The 19,131-nt window shown below is 57.6% G+C and carries 21 protein-coding genes and 1 pseudogene; 7 read left to right on the forward strand and 15 right to left on the reverse strand.

From position 1 onward, the window contains the following. The first annotated feature begins 147 nt into the window (after positions 1-147). Positions 148-2,213: pseudogene (locus tag RYC17_RS08670) on the forward strand (AsmA family protein). 320 nt (positions 2,214-2,533) lie between these two features. Here RYC17_RS08670 and RYC17_RS08675 read toward each other — a convergent pair. From RYC17_RS08675 to osmE, 5 genes are all read right to left on the reverse strand, one after another. Continuing rightward, complete coding sequence (locus RYC17_RS08675) at positions 2,534-3,073, reverse strand: bacterioferritin (RefSeq protein WP_004655820.1); 540 nt, start codon at positions 3,071-3,073, stop codon at positions 2,534-2,536. Between the two features lie 3 nt (positions 3,074-3,076). Continuing rightward, complete coding sequence (locus RYC17_RS08680) at positions 3,077-3,448, reverse strand: hypothetical protein (RefSeq protein WP_193601040.1); 372 nt, start codon at positions 3,446-3,448, stop codon at positions 3,077-3,079. A 663-nt stretch (positions 3,449-4,111) separates the two neighbouring features. Further along, on the reverse strand, positions 4,112-5,086 hold the full coding sequence (locus RYC17_RS08685; RefSeq protein WP_122259630.1) for a hypothetical protein: 975 nt from the start codon (positions 5,084-5,086) through the stop codon (positions 4,112-4,114). Positions 5,087-5,095: 9 nt separating this feature from the next. Continuing rightward, a complete protein-coding gene (locus tag RYC17_RS08690) occupies positions 5,096-5,584 on the reverse strand; it encodes an Hcp family type VI secretion system effector (protein WP_058402652.1) in 489 nt (162 codons plus the stop codon). 193 nt (positions 5,585-5,777) lie between these two features. After that, complete coding sequence (gene osmE, locus RYC17_RS08695; RefSeq protein WP_002555413.1) at positions 5,778-6,116, reverse strand: osmotically-inducible lipoprotein OsmE; 339 nt, start codon at positions 6,114-6,116, stop codon at positions 5,778-5,780. Between the two features lie 280 nt (positions 6,117-6,396). Here osmE and RYC17_RS08700 point away from each other — a divergent pair, with 280 nt between their 5' ends. Then, on the forward strand, positions 6,397-6,630 hold the full coding sequence (locus tag RYC17_RS08700) for a hypothetical protein (RefSeq protein WP_005732119.1): 234 nt from the start codon (positions 6,397-6,399) through the stop codon (positions 6,628-6,630). On the opposite strand, the gene RYC17_RS08705 is transcribed toward RYC17_RS08700, so the two are convergent. After that, complete coding sequence (locus RYC17_RS08705; RefSeq protein ID WP_122281239.1) at positions 6,627-7,508, reverse strand: DMT family transporter; 882 nt, start codon at positions 7,506-7,508, stop codon at positions 6,627-6,629. The two genes, RYC17_RS08700 and RYC17_RS08705, sit on opposite strands and share 4 nt — an antisense overlap. Positions 7,509-7,660: 152 nt before the next feature. On the opposite strand from RYC17_RS08705, the gene RYC17_RS08710 reads away from it, so the two are divergent. Beyond that, entirely contained in the window at positions 7,661-7,951 is a 291-nt protein-coding gene (locus RYC17_RS08710; protein ID WP_122281238.1) for a PsiF family protein, read from the forward strand. Positions 7,952-8,139: 188 nt separating this feature from the next. Further along, positions 8,140-9,150: an AI-2E family transporter gene (locus tag RYC17_RS08715; protein WP_002555409.1), complete on the forward strand. Its 1,011-nt coding sequence runs from the start codon at positions 8,140-8,142 to the stop codon at positions 9,148-9,150. A 139-nt stretch (positions 9,151-9,289) separates the two neighbouring features. On the opposite strand, the gene RYC17_RS08720 is transcribed toward RYC17_RS08715, so the two are convergent. Next, entirely contained in the window at positions 9,290-10,555 is a 1,266-nt protein-coding gene (locus tag RYC17_RS08720; RefSeq protein WP_316902745.1) for an Hsp70 family protein, read from the reverse strand. 326 nt (positions 10,556-10,881) lie between these two features. Between RYC17_RS08720 and cbpA the strand changes: the two genes are divergently transcribed. Next, positions 10,882-11,826, forward strand: a complete 945-nt coding sequence (gene cbpA / locus RYC17_RS08725) for a curved DNA-binding protein (RefSeq protein ID WP_002555407.1) — start codon at positions 10,882-10,884, stop codon at positions 11,824-11,826. A 34-nt stretch (positions 11,827-11,860) separates the two neighbouring features. On the opposite strand, the gene RYC17_RS08730 is transcribed toward cbpA, so the two are convergent. Beyond that, complete coding sequence (locus tag RYC17_RS08730) at positions 11,861-12,991, reverse strand: sensor histidine kinase (RefSeq protein ID WP_058402650.1); 1,131 nt, start codon at positions 12,989-12,991, stop codon at positions 11,861-11,863. Between the two features lie 160 nt (positions 12,992-13,151). Here RYC17_RS08730 and RYC17_RS08735 point away from each other — a divergent pair, with 160 nt between their 5' ends. Both RYC17_RS08735 and RYC17_RS08740 read left to right on the forward strand, forming a co-directional pair. After that, positions 13,152-13,535, forward strand: coding sequence for a thioredoxin family protein (locus tag RYC17_RS08735; RefSeq protein ID WP_031597718.1), 384 nt, complete (start codon positions 13,152-13,154; stop codon positions 13,533-13,535). Positions 13,536-13,548: 13 nt separating this feature from the next. Further along, on the forward strand, positions 13,549-13,803 hold the full coding sequence (locus RYC17_RS08740; protein ID WP_058402648.1) for a hypothetical protein: 255 nt from the start codon (positions 13,549-13,551) through the stop codon (positions 13,801-13,803). A gap of 68 nt (positions 13,804-13,871) precedes the next feature. Here the strand turns inward: RYC17_RS08740 and ureC are convergent, their stop codons facing one another. The 7 genes from ureC to urtE all read right to left on the reverse strand — a co-directional run bounded on the left by ureC (position 13,872) and on the right by urtE (position 19,089). Then, a complete protein-coding gene (ureC, locus tag RYC17_RS08745) occupies positions 13,872-15,572 on the reverse strand; it encodes an urease subunit alpha (RefSeq protein ID WP_058408647.1) in 1,701 nt (566 codons plus the stop codon). A 135-nt stretch (positions 15,573-15,707) separates the two neighbouring features. Next, positions 15,708-16,016 (reverse strand): urease subunit beta, encoded by a 309-nt coding sequence (locus tag RYC17_RS08750; protein ID WP_122259635.1) that lies wholly within the window; start codon positions 16,014-16,016, stop codon positions 15,708-15,710. Continuing rightward, the gene (gene ttr, locus RYC17_RS08755) at positions 16,013-16,546 is read right to left on the reverse strand and encodes a tabtoxinine-beta-lactam acetyltransferase Ttr (protein ID WP_122259636.1); all 534 of its coding nucleotides are present in this window, start codon (positions 16,544-16,546) and stop codon (positions 16,013-16,015) included. Before ttr ends, RYC17_RS08750 begins: the two co-directional genes overlap by 4 nt. 10 nt (positions 16,547-16,556) lie before the next feature. Continuing rightward, on the reverse strand, positions 16,557-17,099 hold the full coding sequence (locus RYC17_RS08760) for an N-acetyltransferase family protein (RefSeq protein ID WP_316902746.1): 543 nt from the start codon (positions 17,097-17,099) through the stop codon (positions 16,557-16,559). Between the two features lie 10 nt (positions 17,100-17,109). Further along, on the reverse strand, positions 17,110-17,412 hold the full coding sequence (gene ureA, locus RYC17_RS08765; protein WP_002555400.1) for an urease subunit gamma: 303 nt from the start codon (positions 17,410-17,412) through the stop codon (positions 17,110-17,112). Positions 17,413-17,492: 80 nt separating this feature from the next. Continuing rightward, positions 17,493-18,338, reverse strand: coding sequence for an urease accessory protein UreD (locus RYC17_RS08770; RefSeq protein WP_316902747.1), 846 nt, complete (start codon positions 18,336-18,338; stop codon positions 17,493-17,495). Between the two features lie 52 nt (positions 18,339-18,390). Beyond that, positions 18,391-19,089, reverse strand: coding sequence for an urea ABC transporter ATP-binding subunit UrtE (gene urtE, locus RYC17_RS08775; protein ID WP_003368879.1), 699 nt, complete (start codon positions 19,087-19,089; stop codon positions 18,391-18,393). Between the last annotated feature and the right edge of the window lie 42 nt (positions 19,090-19,131).

The raw sequence follows: 19,131 nt of genomic DNA on the forward strand, positions 1-19,131 counted from the left end.
CAGACTCTTTTACGTGCGCTGCAGCGCGGGTGCTGGCCTTTGGTGCGATTTCGTATTCAAATCAAACCCTCGGCGCGTTTGTCAGTCGAACATTCATGTCGTATTCAGCGCGCCAGGGTCGGGGCGCTGTTTTCTGGAGAGTCACGCATGACGCGCAGCCGCAAGATTTTCGCCTGGACAGGTGCCACGTTATTGGTGGTGCTGGCCATACTGGTCATTGTGCTTGTCACGTTCGACTGGAATCGCATCAAACCTACCCTCAATGAGAAAGTCAGCGAAGCGCTGCATCGCCCGTTCGCCATCAATGGTGACCTGGATGTGCGCTGGACGCGCGAGCCCGAGCTCGGTGGCTGGCGTGCCTGGGTGCCGTCGCCGCACTTCGTGGCCGATGACCTGACACTGGGTAATCCCGAGTGGTCGAAAACTCCGCAGATGGTCACTCTCAAGCACGTTGAGTTTCGTCTGTCGCTGTTGCCACTGCTGACTCAGCAAGTGGTCATCCCGCGTATCGATTTGACCGGCCCCGAGGCAAAGCTTGAGCGGCTGGCCGATGGTCGCGCCAACTGGGTGTTCGACCTGCCCAAATCCGACCCGAACGCTGAACCTTCCAAGTGGGTGGTGGATATCGGAGCCATCAAGTTCGACAAGGGACTGGTGAGTTTCAATGACCAGACACTGAATGCCAATCTGGATGTGGTGATCGACTTGCTCGGCAAGCCGATCCCGTTTGGCGAAATCGTTGGCAGCAAGGAAGCGCAAAAGGCCCAGGAAAAGGGCGCAGTACCGCAGGACTATGCGTTTGGTCTGGCTGTAACAGGCCAGTACCATGGTCAGAAACTGAGCGGCACCGGCAAGGTGGGTGGCCTTCTGGCGCTCAAGGATGCCAGTCAGCCGTTCCCGGTGCAGGCCGATGTGAAGGTTGGTGATACCCACGCGGTCATCGCCGGGACCCTGACCGACCCACAGAACCTGGGTGCGCTGGATCTGCGCCTCAAACTTTCCGGCGCGAGCCTGAGCAATCTGTACCCGCTGACCGGCGTTACCCTGCCGGACTCTCCGGCTTACTCCACTGATGGCCGCCTGATCGCCAAACTGCATGACCCGGCAGGAGCCAACTTTCGTTACGAAGGCTTCAACGGCAAGATCGGCAACAGCGATATCCACGGCGATCTGGGTTACGTCGCCAGCCAGCCACGGCCGAAGCTGAGTGGCGTGCTGGTGTCCAATCAGTTGTTGTTCAGCGACCTCGCGCCGTTGATTGGTGCCGACTCGAATGCCGCTCAGAAAAAACGCGGTGGCGAGAGCAAGCAGCCGTCGGGCAAGGTCCTGCCCGTAGAAGAATTTCAGACCGACCGCTGGCGAGCGATGGATGCCGACGTGGAGTTCACCGGCAAGCGCATCGTGCAAAGCCCGGACTTGCCGTTCACCGACCTGTATACCCATCTGATTCTCAACGATGGGCAATTGAGCCTGGAGCCGCTGCGCTTTGGTGTGGCAGGCGGCAAGCTGGATGCTGATATCCGCCTCGACGGTCGCAACAAACCGTTGCAGGGCAGGGCGAAGCTGTCGGCGCGCAACTTCAAGCTCAAGCAGCTGTTCCCGACCTTTGAACCGATGAAAACCAGCTTCGGTGAGCTGAACGGCGATGCCGACATCAGTGGCCGAGGCAACTCGGTTGCCGCTTTGCTCGGCACCGCCAACGGTGAAATGAAAATGCTGGTCAACGACGGCGCGATCAGCCGTGGCCTGATGGAGATCGCCGGGCTCAACGTAGGCAACTACGTGGGGGCAAGTTGTTTGGCGACAAGGACGTGAAGATCAATTGCGCGGCTTCTGACTTTGGCATCAAGGACGGCTTGGCGACCAGTCGGCTGTTCGTCTTCGATACCGAGAACGCCATCATCTACATCAATGGCACCGCAAACATGAAGACAGAGCAGCTGGACCTGCAGGTCAACCCGGAGTCCAAGGGCTTCCGCGTGTTCTCGCTGCGCTCGCCACTGTATGTCAACGGCCCGTTCGCCAAGCCCAACGCAGGCGTGCAGTCCGGCCCGTTACTGCTGCGCGGCGCCGGCATGGTCCTGCTCGGTGCGACCGTAGGCCCGGTGGCCGGTTTGCTGGCGCTGGTCGCGACCGGCGATAGCGCACCGAACCAATGCGGCCCGCTGCTGGAGCAGATGCGCACCGGCAAGGCGCCGAAGACGGTGAAGTGATTTCCAGAAATGTACTGTCGCGCTGGAGTTGTCAGCGTTATACACAAGTCCTGAAGATCCCGGAAAAAACGGGGCTGGCACCGTGGCATCAGGCTGAGTGGCGATTCCCGTGGGAGTGAGCTTGCTCACGAAAGCGATGGTCCACGCGCCCTGTTTTCAGGGGGCTGTAATGGCTTCTTCGCCAGCAAGCTAGCTCCCACAAAAAATACGTGCGACGAACGCTGGAGCGTGCGGAACGATAGTTGTGCAGCAGTCACGCATTCCAGTTGTCCACAAAAAAGCCAGGACACAGGTCCTGGCTTTTCACTTGTCGCCGCTTGTTACAGGCCTTCGAGGATGTCCGACATGTCGTCGGCGTGCTCTTCTTCCTGAGCAAGAATCTCTTCAAAGATGCGGCGGGTGGTCGGATCGCTGTCACCGATGTACTGAATGATCTCGCGATAGCTGTCGACCGCGATGCGCTCGGCAACCAGGTCTTCGTAGACCATTTCCTTCAGCGTATTGCCCGCAACGTATTGTGCGTGGGAGTTCTTCGACAGCAGGTCCGGGTTGAATTCCGGCTCGCCGCCCAGTTGCACGATACGCTCGGCCAGTTTGTCGGCGTGCTGTGCTTCCTGTTCGGCGTGCTCCAGAAACTCGGCTGCCGCCACGCTCGCCTTGAGGCCCGACGCCATGTAGTAGTGGCGTTTGTAGCGCAGCACACAGACCAGCTCGGTGGCCAGCGACTCATTGAGCAGGCGCAGTACGGTTTCGCGGTCAGCGCTGTAACCTTCAGTCACAGCACCATTCTCAACGTTCTGGCGCGCACGCTGGCGCAGAGTATTTACATCGGAAAGCTGTGATTGCGGTGCAGAAATCATCATTTATCTCCAGGGTTCATCAGGTTTTGCTGTCCCGCTCTGTGTGTTGCCCGGCAGGATCAGCAAAGGTTGTGAGTGCTGGAGGAGGGGAAAAGTTTTATCGGATTTTCGCCGGTGCGGACGGTTGTGACTGAATGTAAAAATATAAGAAACGAGTGCAGAACGCTGCGGTCCCAACCATGAGACCCAAATAAATCGTGGAGATACACAATGCTCAAGTTTCTGGGAAGCACCGTCGGTATCATCTTTCTGATCGGCCTGGTCGTGGTCATCGCCCTGTTCAAGCTGGTTTTCTAAGGTCGCCTGAGAGGTGGCATTGGTGCTGCGCTCTGAAGAATTATTCGGGGCGCGGCGATTGTTTTCAGAATGGACCAAGCATCAGTCATCCTTCTGGGTGCAGAGAAATTGGGGGATATTAATAGAAAAGCAATGGAGCTGATGCGTATAAATTTGCCGGACAGGCCACCTGCGGACAGTGCTTTTCGGTTTGATGATACGAATGAGGATATAGCTGCGCTTCGATTCTATCTGCGTAAGTGTGCGATACATAAATAATAGCACGCTGGGCGTCATCGTTGTAAAGATGATAATGCCTACTAGCGTTGGCTCTATGTGTATCAAATGTTCACCTCTATAAGTGAGTTGTTAAAGCTGATCACTATTGAGTTTATGCGCGGGGTATGGCAAACTGAGTAAACCAAATTAATGCTATGAATACTAAGATCTGCGCTGTCCAGGGAATGAACAGCAGGTATTTCATTTTCGTAGGGAAGCTCTTGGCTTCTCCTAAGTCCATAAGTCCACGTTTCTTGCCCAGAGTTGGGAATATTAAAAATATATACATCATGCCGCACCTCACGATTTTTCCAGGTAATCCTGCTTCGCGGTAAGTCGCTTGGTTGTCTGTTATAAGTTTGCAGTTGGGTAAGTGGGATTCAAATGTACGTGTATACTTATGTGCTATATAGAGTGATGCAGCAATGATAAGTATCATGAGGGCGTATAAAATCACCCCTATAAGGCCTAGCTCTATACCCATCATTGTGTTGTCTTCCCATAAATATATTCTCCAATGAACTCACCGCCACTGCCTATCGCCGCGCCACCTAATGCCCCTCCAGCAGCAGCCCCAACGACAACGCAGGCTAGCGTACCTATCCCTGCTGTGGGAAGGCCTACTGCAACGCATACAGTGCCCAGAGCATAACTTCCAAGGGCTCCACCCAAAGCGCTGCCGCCTAAGCTACCAATAAGAGATGCACCTTCAACATACTTCGCCTTCCTGCACTGCTCTTCTCGGCCTGTGGTGCAGGCTTTGTGGATAGAGAGGGCGGTAGAACTTACATCAAGCGCGATACCGATGTAGGTTCCTCTTTTTACCCACGTTGCTGCTTTTGCAACGCCTGATACCTTTTCGGCGTAGCCTGCTATTTCCCCAGTCTGTAGGTAACTTGTGGTAGAAAGACCTAGCAGCCTTTTAATTGAGCCTTCATTTCGTAATCCAGAACCAAATGACGCTATATTGTCAAGCTGTTGCTCAAGCTTAATAAACAGCGATGTTCGCTTGGCATAGAATGCATCGCGGTTGGTCATAGTGCCGGAGCCCAAGTAGTCCCGATACATTTTTTCAATATCCTGAAGTGTAGCTTTTATGGCATCAAGATGTTTTGCCCAGCTTTCACTGATCGCGCCTACGCCCATGGAACTATGACTGATCAGTTGCTTTAGCAACTCAAAGTTCTCAAGGAAAAAGTCATCCCCTCCAGCGCCATTCACCAGCAACGCTGTATGCACTTCCGCAGCCTTGGCCATCAGGAAAGCTTCCTGGGCGGTAGACGAGGGCGTGGACGCGTCGCCGACGATGACCAACTCACCGGCCAGTACGACGCCGCCCGAGATGTGGGAATTGAGGGCGACGAATTTGGCTTTGGCATTCTTTGGCAGCGCAAGGTTGGCTTTCAAAGAATCGAAGGTCTGTGTTCTGGAGTTGATGAAGGATCGTGCTTCGGCCATGGTCGTGCCTCACGAGTACTTTTTATTATTGATCCGGTCCCAGCCGCCAGCCACGTTACCGCCTGCTGTGCCATCGACACGTTTCTGCAGGGTGTAGGTGGTTTTGATGCGGCCGTAATTGAGCTGTACGATTTCGATGGGGATGCCGGCGCTTGCGCTCTGGGTGTAGTCGGCGATGATGACTTCCTCGAGAACCACTTCGTAGTATTTGAGTTTGTCGGTGCCTGCGCGGCACAGCACCAGCTTCACTTCTTTGAGGTGCTGGCCTGCACAGCTGGCTTCCATCAGCTTGCAACTGGCGCTGTCGAGGTATTTGGTGAAGGTGAAGTTGGTCATGGTGGTACGACCGGATGAAGCGCCGCCCGAGGAGCTGGCGGTGGCAGAAGTGCTCTGGCTGACGCCGAAGTTATAGCCGGTGATTTCGGTCCACTTGCTGTACTTCTCGTCCAGCGCCTCGCCGGGAATGTCTGCGATCTGAATAAAAGCGTCGAAAGCCATATGAACCTCTCCTTGGTCATCAGTGATGCGGTGTAGTGATTTTAAGATGAGTGCTATGGCAGCAAATTTTTACATGGGTTTCAAGGCGCAGGCGGTGGTTTGAAACGCAATGTCTAGTGGCGGGTTTAATACTTAAACATCAAAATAGAAACGCCCGTCGCATTGCGCGTCGGGCGTCTGTAAGTTATTTCCGTTACATCGCTTTTTCGTTCTTCTCGCGTTGTTCGCAGGTCATGAAACCTTTGTTGGTGACACGGCCGTCGCTGTTGAAGCTGACGTGGTAAACCTGTTTGTGGCCATCTTTGGCCAGAACGTAATTGTTGCAGGTGCCTGGGTTGACCTTACGCTCGATAGTGCTCGACGGCTCGCCGCCGATGGTCAGGACCTGCTGGCGTGTCATGCCGTTTTCAACCTGCTTGACCAGCGGTTCGTTGCGATAAGTGACGTAATCCACCGGGTTCTGCACGGTTGTGTTGCTGCAGCCGGCCATCGTCGCCAATACAAAAGTCGCCGCGAAGATTTTCTTGTACATCGTTATTGCTCCACATGTCAGAGCCGGTCTTGGCCCGGTAGCACTTTGAGCAGGAAACCGGGGTAAGAGTTCGAAAAAAAAGATGGCGATACGGCAGTACCTCTCACGACAATCCCTGACCGCGAGGTGGCCCTTTGAATATTCGCCAGCACGTTCCCGAAACCGCGAGGTCAATCTGATGGCACGGTCGGACATTAGGGTCCGGCCCTGGGCTCGGTCATCGGTTGTCGGACCGTAGTTCGTTAATCAGCCGCTCCTCAGTGACGGCCAGGAAGATGCGATGAGCGATAAAGAACTGTATGAAATCGAGTACACCTTGCTGGGCGAGCACCACGTAGACGTCATCGAGAATCTGGATGTGCCCATCATCGAAGTGGTACACGAGCTGGCGCTCAAGCACCATGTCGAGCTGGACGATCTTGCAGTCGGTGAAGCCGGCATGGCTCACGCCGCCGGAATCACCGATGTGTCAATTCATAGTGTGGAGGGCAGTGAGGGCAGCGCGACTGCCTAACTCGTCTTTGACCGCAGCGGGGTCGTCCAGCGTTCTGCAAGGATGACGCCGCACAGGGTCAGCGCTCCGCCGAACAGGTGATAGAGCGCAAGTTGTTCGCCCAGCGTCGCCGCGGCAATCAATGCCGTGGCGATCGGCATCAGGTTGAAGAACAGCGTCGTGCGGCTGGGCCCCAGACGCATGATCGAGGTCATCCACAACCATGGCGCAAGCATGGAAGTCGGAATGGCTGCATACAGCACCATCGGAATGTTACTGGCATTCAAGCCGGTTTTTGCCGACAGGATAAAAGGCGGCAGCAATACGATAAGCGCCAGCAGAATCTGTACGTAAAGCAATTGCAGGGGCGGCAGGCACAACTGCCACTTCTTGAGCAGCGTGCTGTAGACCGCGTACGACGCTGCGGCCACCAGCACCATCGCATCGCCCCGATTGACGCCATGATCGATCAGCCCAGCGGGATTGCCCGCCGACACCACGACTACCACTCCCACGAATGACAGCACAGCGCCCAGCAGTGCGCCACGGGTCAGGCGATTGCCCAGGCAGGCTATCGACAGCCCCAGCGCCATCATGGGCACCAGCGACTGAATGATCCCCATGTTGGTGGCGGTCGTCAGGCTTGCAGCGAAATACGCCAGGCTTTGATACATCGCAGTGCCGAGCACGGCAAGAATGAAAATTTTACCCAGCACCGGTTTGATCGCGGCACGGTTCGCCCAGACAGGCCTGAGTATGAAGGGTGTGAACAGCAAGCCTGCCAGCGCCCAGCGATAAAAGCCTATTTCAGCCGGAAAGATCACTCCGGCAGACGCCTTGGTGACGGCCGTATTGATCGCCCAGATAAGGACTGTAATCAGTGGAAAAGCGTATTGCATGAGGGAATCATCGTTAAAGCGAGGCGTAATTATCCGCCTGTTGGTCGAGAATGCCAGCGGCGATGCAGTGTGCCCCGTCATGGGTCGCAACATTTGACTACACTGAATCACAGCCTGCGCCGTCCGGTGCGGTGGTTCTGGAGAGTGGATCGATGAAGAAGCTCGGTATTCCTTTATTGCTCGTTGGCTTGATGCTGTCTGCTCATGGGTTCGCGGCGACTGCGCAGCAGAACAAAATGACCACTTGTAATGCCGACGCCAGCGCCAAATCGCTGAAGGGCGATGAGCGCAAGGCGTTCATGAGCACTTGCCTGAAAGCGGCACCAACGCCGGCAGCTACCCAGCAGGACAAGATGAAGACCTGCAATGCGACCGCCAGTACTCAGGCACTCAAGGGCGACGCTCGCAAGAGTTTCATGAGCGATTGTCTCAAGAAGAAATAATTTTCCAGCCAGAGCCATCGTTACAGACAAGGCGCGCGGGTGCAGTAAACACTGCACTTTGGCTCCGTTATCGAGCCGATCATCGGGCAGATGATTGCGCCGCACTTTTTCCAGCTTTCGGATCACTGGTTCTCGACTGAGAAGGCTGGCAGACTGCCCACCTTCCTTGTGTTGCCCGTTGAGGGTCTATGCCAACGTTTTCTGCGCGTCAGGTGTTAATAGCCAGCTGGATTCTTGTATTTGGCGGTCTGTTATTGGTGTTGCCATTCAAGTTGCTGCCCAGCCTGCTGGCCGGACTGTTGGTGTTCGAACTGGTCAACATGCTGACCCCCAAGTTGCAGCGTCTGATCTCCGGCGAACGCGCCCGCTGGCTGGCTGTAGCGCTGCTGGGCACTGTGGTGGTCAGCTTGCTGACACTGATTTTTGCCGGTGTCATCAGCTTTGTGCTGCACGAAGCCGAAAACCCCGGGGCCTCGCTGGACAAGTTCATGACCCTGGTGGATCGCGCGCGCGGTCAGCTGCCGCCGTTCATTGATGCCTATCTGCCTGCCAGTGCTGCGGAGTTTCAGGTCTCCCTTGGGCAGTGGCTGCAGAAGCACGTCGGCGAGTTGCAGTTGATCGGCAAGGGCGCAGCACACATGTTCGTTACCATGCTGATCGGCATGGTGCTGGGGGCAATCATCGCCTTGCAGCGTATTTCCGATGTCCATGCGCGCAAGCCGCTGGCGGCCGCACTGTTTGATCGTCTGTATCTAGTCAGTCGCGCATTTCGCAACATCGTTTTCGCCCAGATCAAGATTTCCCTGCTCAACACGGCGTTTACTTCGGTATTCCTGGCCATCGTCCTGCCGTTGTGCGGGATTCACCTGCCGCTGACCAAGACCCTGATCATCATGACCTTCCTGCTCGGCCTGTTGCCGGTGGTGGGTAACCTGATGTCGAATACGCTCATTTTCATTGTCGGCATGTCGATCTCGATCTGGGTAGCGCTGGCTGCGCTGGGTTACCTGATCGTGATTCACAAGGTCGAGTATTTCCTCAATGCACGCATCGTCGGCGGACAGATCAATGCCAAGTCGTGGGAGTTGCTGCTGGCGATGCTGCTGTTCGAAGCCGCATTCGGCCTGCCGGGTGTGGTGGCAGGGCCGATTTACTATGCGTATTTGAAGAGCGAACTGCAGAAGGAAGGGTTGGTCTAGGGCGCGTGGATATCTGACTGGCTAGAGTCTGCGTTGCGGCTGGAATCTGTGACGCAGAGCGTCACGAACGGCATTCCCACGCTGGAGCGTGAGGAACGATAGTTCTTTAACTACCGTGCCTGCGCTCCGAGTCATACCACTAGCCGTAGCGCTTCTTCGCTTCAATCGCCAGGCCGCTGCCGATGCTGCCGAAGATGTTGCCTTCGACGTGGCGGGCGTAGGGCAGCATAGCCGAGACGCTGTTGCGCAGGGCGGGAATGCCGCTGGAGCCGCCGGTGAAGAACACCGTGTTGACCTGTTCGACACTCACGCCCGCGTCGCTGAGCAAGTTCGTCACGCTGTTGCGCACGCGCTCAAGCTGAGCGTCGATTGCCGCCTCGAACATCACCCGGCTCAGGTCCACACTCAATCCTGCTTCCACCCGGTCCATTGGCAGATGGCGGTTTTCAGCGTGGGTCAGCTGGATTTTGGTTTCTTCCACTTCCATGGCCAGCCAGTGCCCGGCGCGCTGTTCGATCAGCTTGAACAGGCGGTCGATGCCACCCGTGTCCTCAATGTCATAACGCATGCTGCCCAGCGCCAGCTGCGACTTTTGCGAGTACACCGCATTGATGGTGTGCCAGGTCGCCAGGTTCATATGGTGGCTGGTCGGCATGTAGGCACCGCTTTTCATACGGCTGCCGTAACCGAACAGCGGCATCACGCCTTGCAGGCTCAGCTGCTTGTCGAAGTCGGTGCCGCCAATGTGCACGCCGCCCGTGGCAAGAATGTCCTGTTGGCGATCATCGTGCTGGCGTCGCTCGGGTGACAGGCGCACCAGCGAGAAGTCCGACGTACCGCCGCCGATGTCGACAATCAGTACCAGCTCTTCGTCTTTGATGGTGGACTCGTAGTCGAATGCCGCAGCAATAGGTTCGAACTGGAACGACACGTCCTTGAAGCCGATCTTGCGGGCCACTTCGGCCAGAGTGTCTTCGGCTTCCTGATCGGCCAGTGCATCGTCATCGACAAAATGCACCGGGCGGCCCAGTACCACTTGCTCGAACTCGCGTCCGGCCGTGTGCTCGGCGCGTTTTTTCAGCTCGCCGATAAACAGCGCCAGCAAATCCTTGAACGGCATCGCCGTGCCCAGCACGCTGGTGTCATGCTTGATCAGCTTTGAGCCCAGCAGGCTCTTGAGCGAGCGCATCAGGCGGCCTTCATAACCTTCCAGATACTCGTGCAGCGCCAAACGGCCATACACCGGGCGGCGTTCCTCCATATTGAAGAACACCACCGACGGTAGGGTAATCTTGTCGTCCTCCAGCGCGATCAACGATTCCACGCCGGGTCGTTGCCAGCCGACGGTGGAGTTGGACGTGCCGAAATCGATGCCGCAGGCACGGGCCGGGGATTGGTCATTCATGTCTTTTACGTTCCAGTCAAAAAACGGCCGCGCAGTTTATGTCAGCGCGCGCCAATTGCGTAGCGCGACACGTCGCTTATATTTACCTGACTGTATTTACCGTCAAGGCTTGAACTGAAGCCCGTTACCCCCAATCTTGAAGGGATTCTCGGTAGACCTGGCTGTCGAACACGATGTTGTCGAGCTATCGACCCGTCTGCAAAGACGGCCGGCTATCTATAAATTTTCGACGTTAGGTAATCCAGATACCTCGTGAACAGAGGGAGCTGGGCGCGTGACGCCAGCGTATCTGGCTTTGCCGGATAATTCGGATGGGTGATCGTTACATGGATTTCAAAGACTACTACAAGATACTTGACGTTGAGCCGACTGCGGACGACAAGGCGATCAAAACCGCCTATCGCAAACTGGCGCGCAAGTATCACCCTGACGTCAGCAAGGAAGCAGGCGCCGAAGACAAGTTCAAGGAAGCGTCCGAAGCCTACGAGGTGCTCAGCAGCCCTGACAAGCGCGCCGAGTACGATGAACTGCGCAAGTACGGTCGGCAGGGCCGTCCGTTCCAGACCCCGCCAGGCTGGCAAAGCCGGGCTGGCGCAGGCGCTGGCGGATTCGAGGAAACGGCAGACTTTTCAGAGTTTTTCAGCTCCATTTTCGGTGGTCGGCCACAGCAGGGCGGCCGTACCCGCAACCCGGGGCGTACCGGGCAGGACGTAGAGATGGAGCTGGCAGTCTTCCTTGAGGAGACCTTGTCGGGTGAATCCAAGCAGGTCAGTTTCAAGGTGCCTCAGCACAGCCCCAACGGGCAGCGCATGAGCGATATCACCAAGACCCTGAATGTGAAGATTCCAGCGGGCGTCGTTGACGGCGAGCGCATTCGTCTCAAGGGCCAGGGCGCGCCTGGAGTGGGCGGGGGTGCCAATGGCGATCTGTACCTGATCATTCGCCTGGCACCGCACCCTCTGTTCGAGGTCGAGGGCCATGATCTGGTCATTACCGTTCCACTGGCGCCCTGGGAAGCAGTGCTGGGCACCAAGGTGGCGGTACCGACGCTGAACAGCAGGATCAACCTGACCATCCGCCCGGACAGTCAGAACGGTCAGCGCCTGCGGATCAAGGGTAACGGCCTGATGAACAAGAGCGGCGAGCGGGGCGACCTTTACGCCCAGCTGAAAATCGTCGTGCCCAAGCACACCGACGAGGCAACCCGGGCACTCTGGCAGAAACTGGCAGACAGCTCCTCGTTTGATCCCCGGGCGCAGTGGAAGGGTTGAGCTGACTGCGTGGCTGCGCGATCAACAGCCTGAGTCAGGTTCTGGGCAGTACCACAGTAAACGTGGTGCCTTCGTTTATGGTCGAGGTGACGGTGATGCTGCCGCTGTGGGCGTTGACCACTTCCTTGACGATAAACAGGCCCAGCCCGAGGCTGGTAGTGGTGTTGCGCGTATCGCTGTCCTCATGGGTGCTGCGCACCAGCGGGTCGAAGATGGTACCTATTGCGTCTTCGGCAATCGGCTTGCCTTCGTTATGCACAATCAGCTCGACAGTGTTCTGATTGCCGCTGACCCTGAGCCTGATCTCGTGGGCGGCCGCGCCATGCTGCATGGCGTTGCCGATCAGGTTCTGCAGCAGTTGGCCCATCCGCGCGGCGTCCCAGTGGCCCTTTGTGTCGCCCTCGACTTCCAGAACCGGAACAGCGCCGGGATGTCCGGCGCAGGCTTCCTCGATGGCTTCGCGACAGGCATGCGCCAGGTCCATGTACTTACGCTCCACCGGCAGGCCCGCGCCCAGACGGCTGCGCACAAACTCAAGCAGATCGCTGACCATCGCGCCCATGTGACGAGTGCTCATCTGAATGCGCGAGATATATGAATGGGTTTTCTCATCCTGCGCTATTTTGCGCGCCAGCAACTCGGCGGACATGCTGACGGCCTGAAGCGGCGCGCGCAGGTCATGACCCAGAATGGCGAGGAAGATGTCCCGCGAGCGACCGACCCGTTCGGCATAGGCGGCAGTGGACTCGGCAAGTGCTTCGTCAATGGCCTCGTTGAAGCGAATCACGTCCTGAAAATCGGCCAGCTGTGGTGCTGCAAGGCTTTCTACCCATAAACGGATAACGCTGGCACGCAGGTGGCGGAATTCCGAAGTCATCTGCACCAGATCAAAGCCGACTTCATGGCGCAACTCGCCATGGCTGCTGGCGGCCTCGTCCAGGCTTGGCGTCTTATTAAGCTCCTCGCCTCTGGCCTTGGCAATCTCCTCGATTTTGCTCTGCGCGGTTTTCATGTCCCGTGCAGCTGCGAGCAGAATCGATTTGGCGTGATCGCGTAGCTCCAGCTTGCTCATCGAGTCGGCGGCAGGTTTCAGAGTCCTGGCGAAGTCTTCCCATTCATCGACAATGCGATCCACATGAACAACGATGAACTCGGAAAGGCGCATGGCCGACTACCTTGTTGGAGGAGCGTGACGGAAGATGGGCGCATATTACCTCCTTTGCATGACACGACAAACAGGGCGTTCACTGTCATTTCTGTCAGTAGACGCCCTTTTTTTGCAGGCCTATGTTCAATCAGCGATTAATTGAATGAGGGGCCTGAACATGAGTGTCATCACTGCTACCGATTCAACCTTCCAGAAAGAGGTTGTCGATGCCAGCTGCCACAGGCTTGTGGCGGTGGAGTTCTCGACGAAAGGAAAAGTCAGTAAACGAGGTGATCAAAACGCCAGCGCCAGAATGGATGCCATTTTTGATGCGCTGGAAGAGAAATACGCCGAAAAGGTAAGCCTGATCAGAGTAGAGATCGAGCTGGATTCGGATCTCAAAGACTCTTTGAACCCCGTGACTTCGAACGAGTACGAGATAAATCACGGTCCGACGATGGTTTTTTTCAAGGATGGCAAAAGAGTACGGGAAGACCTTGTAGGGCAGCAAACCAGGGAGCGGATGGTGCAAGTGCTGGATGAGTTGCTACTCACCTCATAACCGGAGATTCAACATGTTGAAGACAGAGTTTGCAGCGTTCGTCGAAGAGCAAATCGCGCTGGCGGGGGAGATACTGGCAGATGCAAAAGTAAGCAAACGGGACTATATGGCTGGAGGCAAACTCAGCGTATTTCTTGCTCTGCATCGGGTGTTGCAGGGTAAATCGACTGAACAGGATCTGGGCATGCTCGACGCCATCAACGACTCGCTGCAGTCGTTGCAGATACTGAACTCTAAAGAGACATTCCTGGGGCGTCTTGAGCCTTAGGGCTTTAATCCAGTTTGTACGTCGAGCAGCAGGGGCTCAACAAGAGCCCCCCACTTTCGAGCGCTTTGCTAGAACAGAAAATACCGCTGTGCCATCGGCAGCACATCGGCCGGTTCGCACCACAGCAGCACGCCGTCGGCCTTGACCTGATAGGTCTGTGGGTCGACTTCGATGTCCGGCAGGTAGTCGTTGTGGATCAGGTCTTTCTTCTGCACGGTGCGACAACCTTTGACCACACCGATCTGCTTCTTCAGGCCCAGTGACGCCGGTACGCCTGCGTCGAATGCTGCCTGGCTGATAAAGGTCATGCTGGTGGCATGCAGCGAGCTGCCGTAGCTGGCGAACATCGGGCGGTAGTGAACCGGTTGCGGGGTCGGGATCGAAGCGTTGGCGTCGCCCATCAGGCTGGCGGCAATGGCGCCGCCCTTGAGAATCAGGGTCGGTTTGACACCGAAGAACGCCGGACGCCACAGCACCAGGTCCGCCCACTTGCCGACTTCGACGGAGCCCACTTCATGGCTGATGCCATGGGTGATCGCCGGGTTGATGGTGTATTTGGCGATGTAGCGCTTGGCGCGGAAGTTGTCGTTGCCGGGACCGTCCTGCGGCAGGGGGCCGCGTTGTTTCTTCATCTTGTCGGCGGTTTGCCAGGTGCGCATGATCACTTCGCCAACCCGGCCCATGGCCTGGCTGTCTGAACTGAGCATCGAAAAGGCGCCCAGGTCGTGAAGAATGTCCTCGGCGGCGATGGTTTCGCGGCGGATGCGGCTTTCCGCGAAGGCCACGTCTTCGGCGATGCTCGGGTCCAGGTGGTGGCAGACCATGAGCATGTCCAGGTGTTCGTCGATGGTGTTACGGGTGAAGGGCCGGGTCGGGTTGGTCGAGCTGGGCAGCACATTCGGTGAACCACAGGCCTTGATGATATCCGGCGCGTGGCCGCCACCTGCGCCTTCAGTGTGGTAGGTGTGGATGGTGCGGTTCTTGAATGCGGCGAGGGTGGTTTCGACGAAACCTGACTCATTCAGCGTGTCGCTGTGAATCGCGACCTGCACGTCGTATTCATCGGCAACGCTCAGGCAGTTGTCGATGGCCGCAGGCGTGGTGCCCCAGTCCTCGTGCAGCTTCAGACCGATAGCGCCCGCCTTGACCTGCTCGATCAGCGGACCGGGCAGGCTGACGTTGCCCTTGCCGGTGAAGCCGATGTTCATCGGAAACGAATCCGAAGCCTGGAGCATGCGCGCCATGTGCCAAGGACCGGGCGTGACTGTGGTGGCGTTGGTGCCAGTGGCAGGGCCGGTGCCGCCGCCGATCATCGTGGTCACGCCGCTCATCAGCGCTTCTTCGATCTGCTGTGGGCAGATGAAGTGGATGTGCGTGTCGACGCCGCCAGCGGTGAGGATCATGCCTTCACCGGCAATGACTTCGGTGGCCGCGCCGACCGCAATGGTCACGTCTGGCTGGATGTCCGGGTTCCCGGCCTTGCCGATGGCTGCGATGCGCCCATTCTTGATGCCGACATCCGCTTTGACGATGCCCCAATGGTCGATGATCAGGGCGTTGGTGATCAGCGTGTCGACCACGTCAGCGGCCATCAATTGGCCCTGGCCCATGCCGTCACGGATGACCTTGCCACCGCCGAATTTCACTTCTTCGCCATAGGTGGTGAAGTCCTTTTCGACCTCGATCCACAGCTCGGTATCCGCCAGCCGAACCTTGTCGCCAACGGTGGGGCCGAACATGTCGGCGTAGGCTTGTCTGGAAATCTTCATGGTGATTCCTTATGCATCGTTGTACGCAAACCTGACTGATTCTCGTGCCAATGCTCCGCGTTGGCATGCATCCGGCGACGCCCTGCGTCACCAACTGCATTCCCACGGAGCGTCGGAACGATATTCAAAAAGGCTTCAATCCAGATTGCCCATTACCCGTCCGGCAAAGCCGTAGACCTTGCGCAATCCGGCCAGGTCCACAAGCTCGACTTCACGGGACTGGCCCGGTTCGAAGCGCACTGCGGTGCCGGCGGGAATATTCAGGCGCATGCCTCGGCTGGCGGCGCGATCGAAGGTCAGTGCGTCATTGGTTTCGAAAAAGTGGAAATGCGAGCCCACCTGAATCGGCCGGTCGCCGCTGTTGGCGACGGTCAGGCTGAGGGTGCGGCGTCCGGCGTTGAGTTCGATATCGCCGGGCTGGATCTGGTATTGACCAGGGATCATGTCGGTTGCCCCAAGGTTTTGAAATAAATGGCGGTCGGGTGAAGTCGACCGTCCGGTGTGGCGCAGTAGCCTGGCAGTTCGCCGACGCGGGTGTAGGCCAGCGCGCTATAGAACGCTTCAGCCACCGAGCCCGCCTCGGTGTCCAGGTGCAGCAACCCGCGCTTGTGTTTCACTGCAACCTGCTCGACTTCGTCCATCAGTTGCCTGCCCAGACCACGACCTCTGGCGCTGGGCAGCACCATCAGTTTCTGCACTTCGGCGCGGTTCAGGCCATTGGGCTTCTGGCACAGTGACAACTGCGCGCTGGCCAGCACGTTATCGTCTTCGGCCACCACCCACAGCAGCAGACTGCCCGCGGCGATATCGGCCTTCAGGCTATCGCACCAGGCGTACGCCTGCGGCATATCCAGATCAGCCATGAACCCCACCGATGCGCCGCCTTGAACCGTTTCGAACAGCAACTGCGCCAGGCCATGGCGATAATGGGCGAAGCTTTCAGCGGTAACACGTCGCAGTTGTGCATGGTTCATGGCGTGCTCTCTAGAGGGGCTTGGGTGCTTGTGACGCGGGTGCCGGAACACCGGGCGACAAATCCAGTTGCATGAAGGTCAGGTCCAGCCAGCGGCCGAACTTGGTGCCGACTTGCGGCATTTGTCCGGTGGTCTGAAAGCCAAGGCGTTCATGCAGGGCGATGGAGGCCGCGTTGCCGCTTTCGATGGCGGCTACCATCATGTGCTTGTCGCAGGCTCTGGCCCGTTCGATCAGCGATGCCATCAGTTGCGGCCCCAGCCCCTTGCCGCGCTGGTCTGCGCGAACATAGACCGAATGCTCCACCGTATGGCGAAACCCTTCGAAGGGACGCCAGTCGCCAAACGATGAATAGCCGAGCACTTCGCCTGCGTAATCGACGGCCACCAGAATTGGATACGCCTGACTCTGGCGAGCTGCGTACCAGGCCTGGCGGTTGGCCAGGTCGACCGGTTGTTCATTCCAGATAGCCGTGGTGTTGAGCACTGCGTCGTTGTAGATGGCCAGAATGCCTGGCAGATCGACCGGCAGGGCATCGCGAATCACGTCTTGCATGATCACTCCTTCAGGCAATCGGCTGATGCACGGTGACCAGTTTGGTGCCGTCCGGGAAGGTGGCTTCCACCTGAATCTCCGGGATCATCTCCGCAATGCCCTCCATGACCTGATCGCGGGTCAGCAGGGTCGTGCCGTAGTGCATGAGGTCAGCGACGGTCTGCCCGTCACGCGCGCCTTCCAGCAGTGCCGCAGAGATGTAAGCCATGGCTTCCGGATAATTGAGCTTCACGCCGCGCGCCAGACGCCGTTCGGCAACCAGTCCGGCGGTGAAGATCAGCAGCTTGTCTTTTTCGCGTGGTGTCAGGTCCATGGGGTTTCCGTGTCTTCAAGTAGATGTCTTTCCCGTGCTTGTGCCCGGAAATGCCGCCCTGAATACTGTGCGTCCAGCCATCATGTATTCCAGATTCTCGGCGTTACTGCCTCTCGGCCCAGCACTGCCGGGCGCAGTCGTTTCCAGAGTTCTATCAGCCAGGCCCTCGCGTGCAGCGCTTCGTCTGCCAGGCAGCGAGCCACCACAAGGCCCGGCAATTGGGTCAGATCACCGCGCACCGGGTTGGGCATCGACAGTGAGCGACAGGCTTCAAGCAGATCGCTGCTCACTTCACCGGTCAGTAGCAGGGTGGCGAATACCGTTTTGCCGTCCAGACCGATGGGCGAGTCCAGCAGCCCGTCGCCACCGATGATGCGTTGCCGTTCGTGCCAGAGCAATGTGCCGTCGCGACGGATATCCAGATGCGACTGAAAATGCCCCTGCTCGAAACACTCGCCGCTGGCCGGACGGCCCAGTGCTACTACATCCCAGTAGCATAGCTTCGCGTCACCGTGCAGTTCTATGCGGGTGGTGAGTTCTGCCTGGGCATTGCTGAAGACGATGGTTTCCTGCGGCAGCCATTCCAGTGTCGCGCCGGGCTGGACATGCAGCTCCAGTTGCTGAAAGGCCGGGCTGGCGGCGCGATACCATTTCGCTGCGCCGGGGCTGGTCAGTTGTGCCCAGGCATCGGCACCGACCGTGGCCGAAATATCCAGCCGGTCTCCCCCGGCGATACCGCCCGGTGGGTGAACGATGATGTGCTGGCACACCTGCGGCCCTTCGGCATACAGATGCTTTTGCACCCGCAGCGGTCCTTTGTGGCGCCGTTGGGTCGGGCGTGTGCTGTCATCGAAACGGCCATAACCCAATTCCAGCTCGGCATGCCATCTGGGGGTGAAAAGGGCGGTGTTGGCAGGCAGATTCATGGTGTCTTCATTGGCTTGTCGAGTGCGGCACGATAACGGATTGGCGCATTAATTAAATAGTCACCAGACCGCGAACCCCGTCGGTCTCCATGTTCTCGCCACGGCCCTGCTGGACGATTTCTCCCCGCGACATCACCAGGTATTGATCGGCCAGTTCCGCCGCGAAGTCGTAGAACTGCTCGACCAGCAGAATCGCCATGTCGCCGCGCTCGGCCAGTTTTTTGATCACTGCGCCGATCTCCTTGATCACCGAGGGCTGAATACCTTCGGTAGGCTCGTCGAGAATCAGCAAGCGTGGACGACTCGCCAGTGCCCGGCCTATCGCCAATTGCTGCTGCTGACCGCCGGACAGATCGCCGCCACGCCGATGTTTCATCTGCAGCAGCACCGGGAATAGCTCGTAGATAAATGCCGGCACTTCCTTGGCTTCGGAGCCCGGAAAACGTGACAGGCCCATCAACAGGTTTTCCTCGACCGTCAGCCGGCCGAAGATTTCCCGGCCTTGCGGCACGTAAGCAATCCCGGCATGCACCCGCTGATGCGTCTTGAACTGGGTGATGGTCTTGCCTTCCCATTGCACCGAGCCTTCCTTCGACGGCAACAAGCCCATCAGCACACGCAACAGCGTGGTCTTGCCTACGCCATTGCGGCCCAGCAGGCAGGTGACTTCACCGACCTTCACATCAAACGACAGACCACGAAGAATGTGGCTGCCACCGTAATACTGATGAAGCTTTTCGACCTGGAGCATGGTGAATGTTCTCGTCGGTTGCAGCGTAATCGTAATGTTGGG

It is taken from the genome of Pseudomonas syringae group sp. J248-6, assembly GCF_032586995.1.
Classification (GTDB): Bacteria; Pseudomonadota; Gammaproteobacteria; order Pseudomonadales; family Pseudomonadaceae; genus Aquipseudomonas; species Aquipseudomonas amygdali.

Coding starts and splice junctions, on each gene's coding strand:
- cbpA (WP_002555407.1), top strand. CDS start 10,882: ATGGATTTCAAAGACTACTACAAGATACTTGACGTTGAGCCGACTGCG.
- RYC17_RS08685 (WP_122259630.1), bottom strand. CDS start 5,086: ATGGCCGAAGCACGATCCTTCATCAACTCCAGAACACAGACCTTCGAT.
- RYC17_RS08705 (WP_122281239.1), bottom strand. CDS start 7,508: ATGCAATACGCTTTTCCACTGATTACAGTCCTTATCTGGGCGATCAAT.
- urtE (WP_003368879.1), bottom strand. CDS start 19,089: ATGCTCCAGGTCGAAAAGCTTCATCAGTATTACGGTGGCAGCCACATT.
- RYC17_RS08690 (WP_058402652.1), bottom strand. CDS start 5,584: ATGGCTTTCGACGCTTTTATTCAGATCGCAGACATTCCCGGCGAGGCG.
- ureA (WP_002555400.1), bottom strand. CDS start 17,412: ATGGACCTGACACCACGCGAAAAAGACAAGCTGCTGATCTTCACCGCC.
- RYC17_RS08720 (WP_316902745.1), bottom strand. CDS start 10,555: ATGAATGACCAATCCCCGGCCCGTGCCTGCGGCATCGATTTCGGCACG.
- RYC17_RS08715 (WP_002555409.1), top strand. CDS start 8,140: ATGCCAACGTTTTCTGCGCGTCAGGTGTTAATAGCCAGCTGGATTCTT.
- osmE (WP_002555413.1), bottom strand. CDS start 6,116: ATGTACAAGAAAATCTTCGCGGCGACTTTTGTATTGGCGACGATGGCC.
- RYC17_RS08675 (WP_004655820.1), bottom strand. CDS start 3,073: ATGATTTCTGCACCGCAATCACAGCTTTCCGATGTAAATACTCTGCGC.
- RYC17_RS08740 (WP_058402648.1), top strand. CDS start 13,549: ATGTTGAAGACAGAGTTTGCAGCGTTCGTCGAAGAGCAAATCGCGCTG.
- RYC17_RS08750 (WP_122259635.1), bottom strand. CDS start 16,016: ATGATCCCTGGTCAATACCAGATCCAGCCCGGCGATATCGAACTCAAC.
- RYC17_RS08710 (WP_122281238.1), top strand. CDS start 7,661: ATGAAGAAGCTCGGTATTCCTTTATTGCTCGTTGGCTTGATGCTGTCT.
- RYC17_RS08730 (WP_058402650.1), bottom strand. CDS start 12,991: ATGCGCCTTTCCGAGTTCATCGTTGTTCATGTGGATCGCATTGTCGAT.
- ureC (WP_058408647.1), bottom strand. CDS start 15,572: ATGAAGATTTCCAGACAAGCCTACGCCGACATGTTCGGCCCCACCGTT.
- RYC17_RS08760 (WP_316902746.1), bottom strand. CDS start 17,099: ATGCAAGACGTGATTCGCGATGCCCTGCCGGTCGATCTGCCAGGCATT.
- ttr (WP_122259636.1), bottom strand. CDS start 16,546: ATGAACCATGCACAACTGCGACGTGTTACCGCTGAAAGCTTCGCCCAT.
- RYC17_RS08735 (WP_031597718.1), top strand. CDS start 13,152: ATGAGTGTCATCACTGCTACCGATTCAACCTTCCAGAAAGAGGTTGTC.
- RYC17_RS08700 (WP_005732119.1), top strand. CDS start 6,397: ATGAGCGATAAAGAACTGTATGAAATCGAGTACACCTTGCTGGGCGAG.
- RYC17_RS08770 (WP_316902747.1), bottom strand. CDS start 18,338: ATGAATCTGCCTGCCAACACCGCCCTTTTCACCCCCAGATGGCATGCC.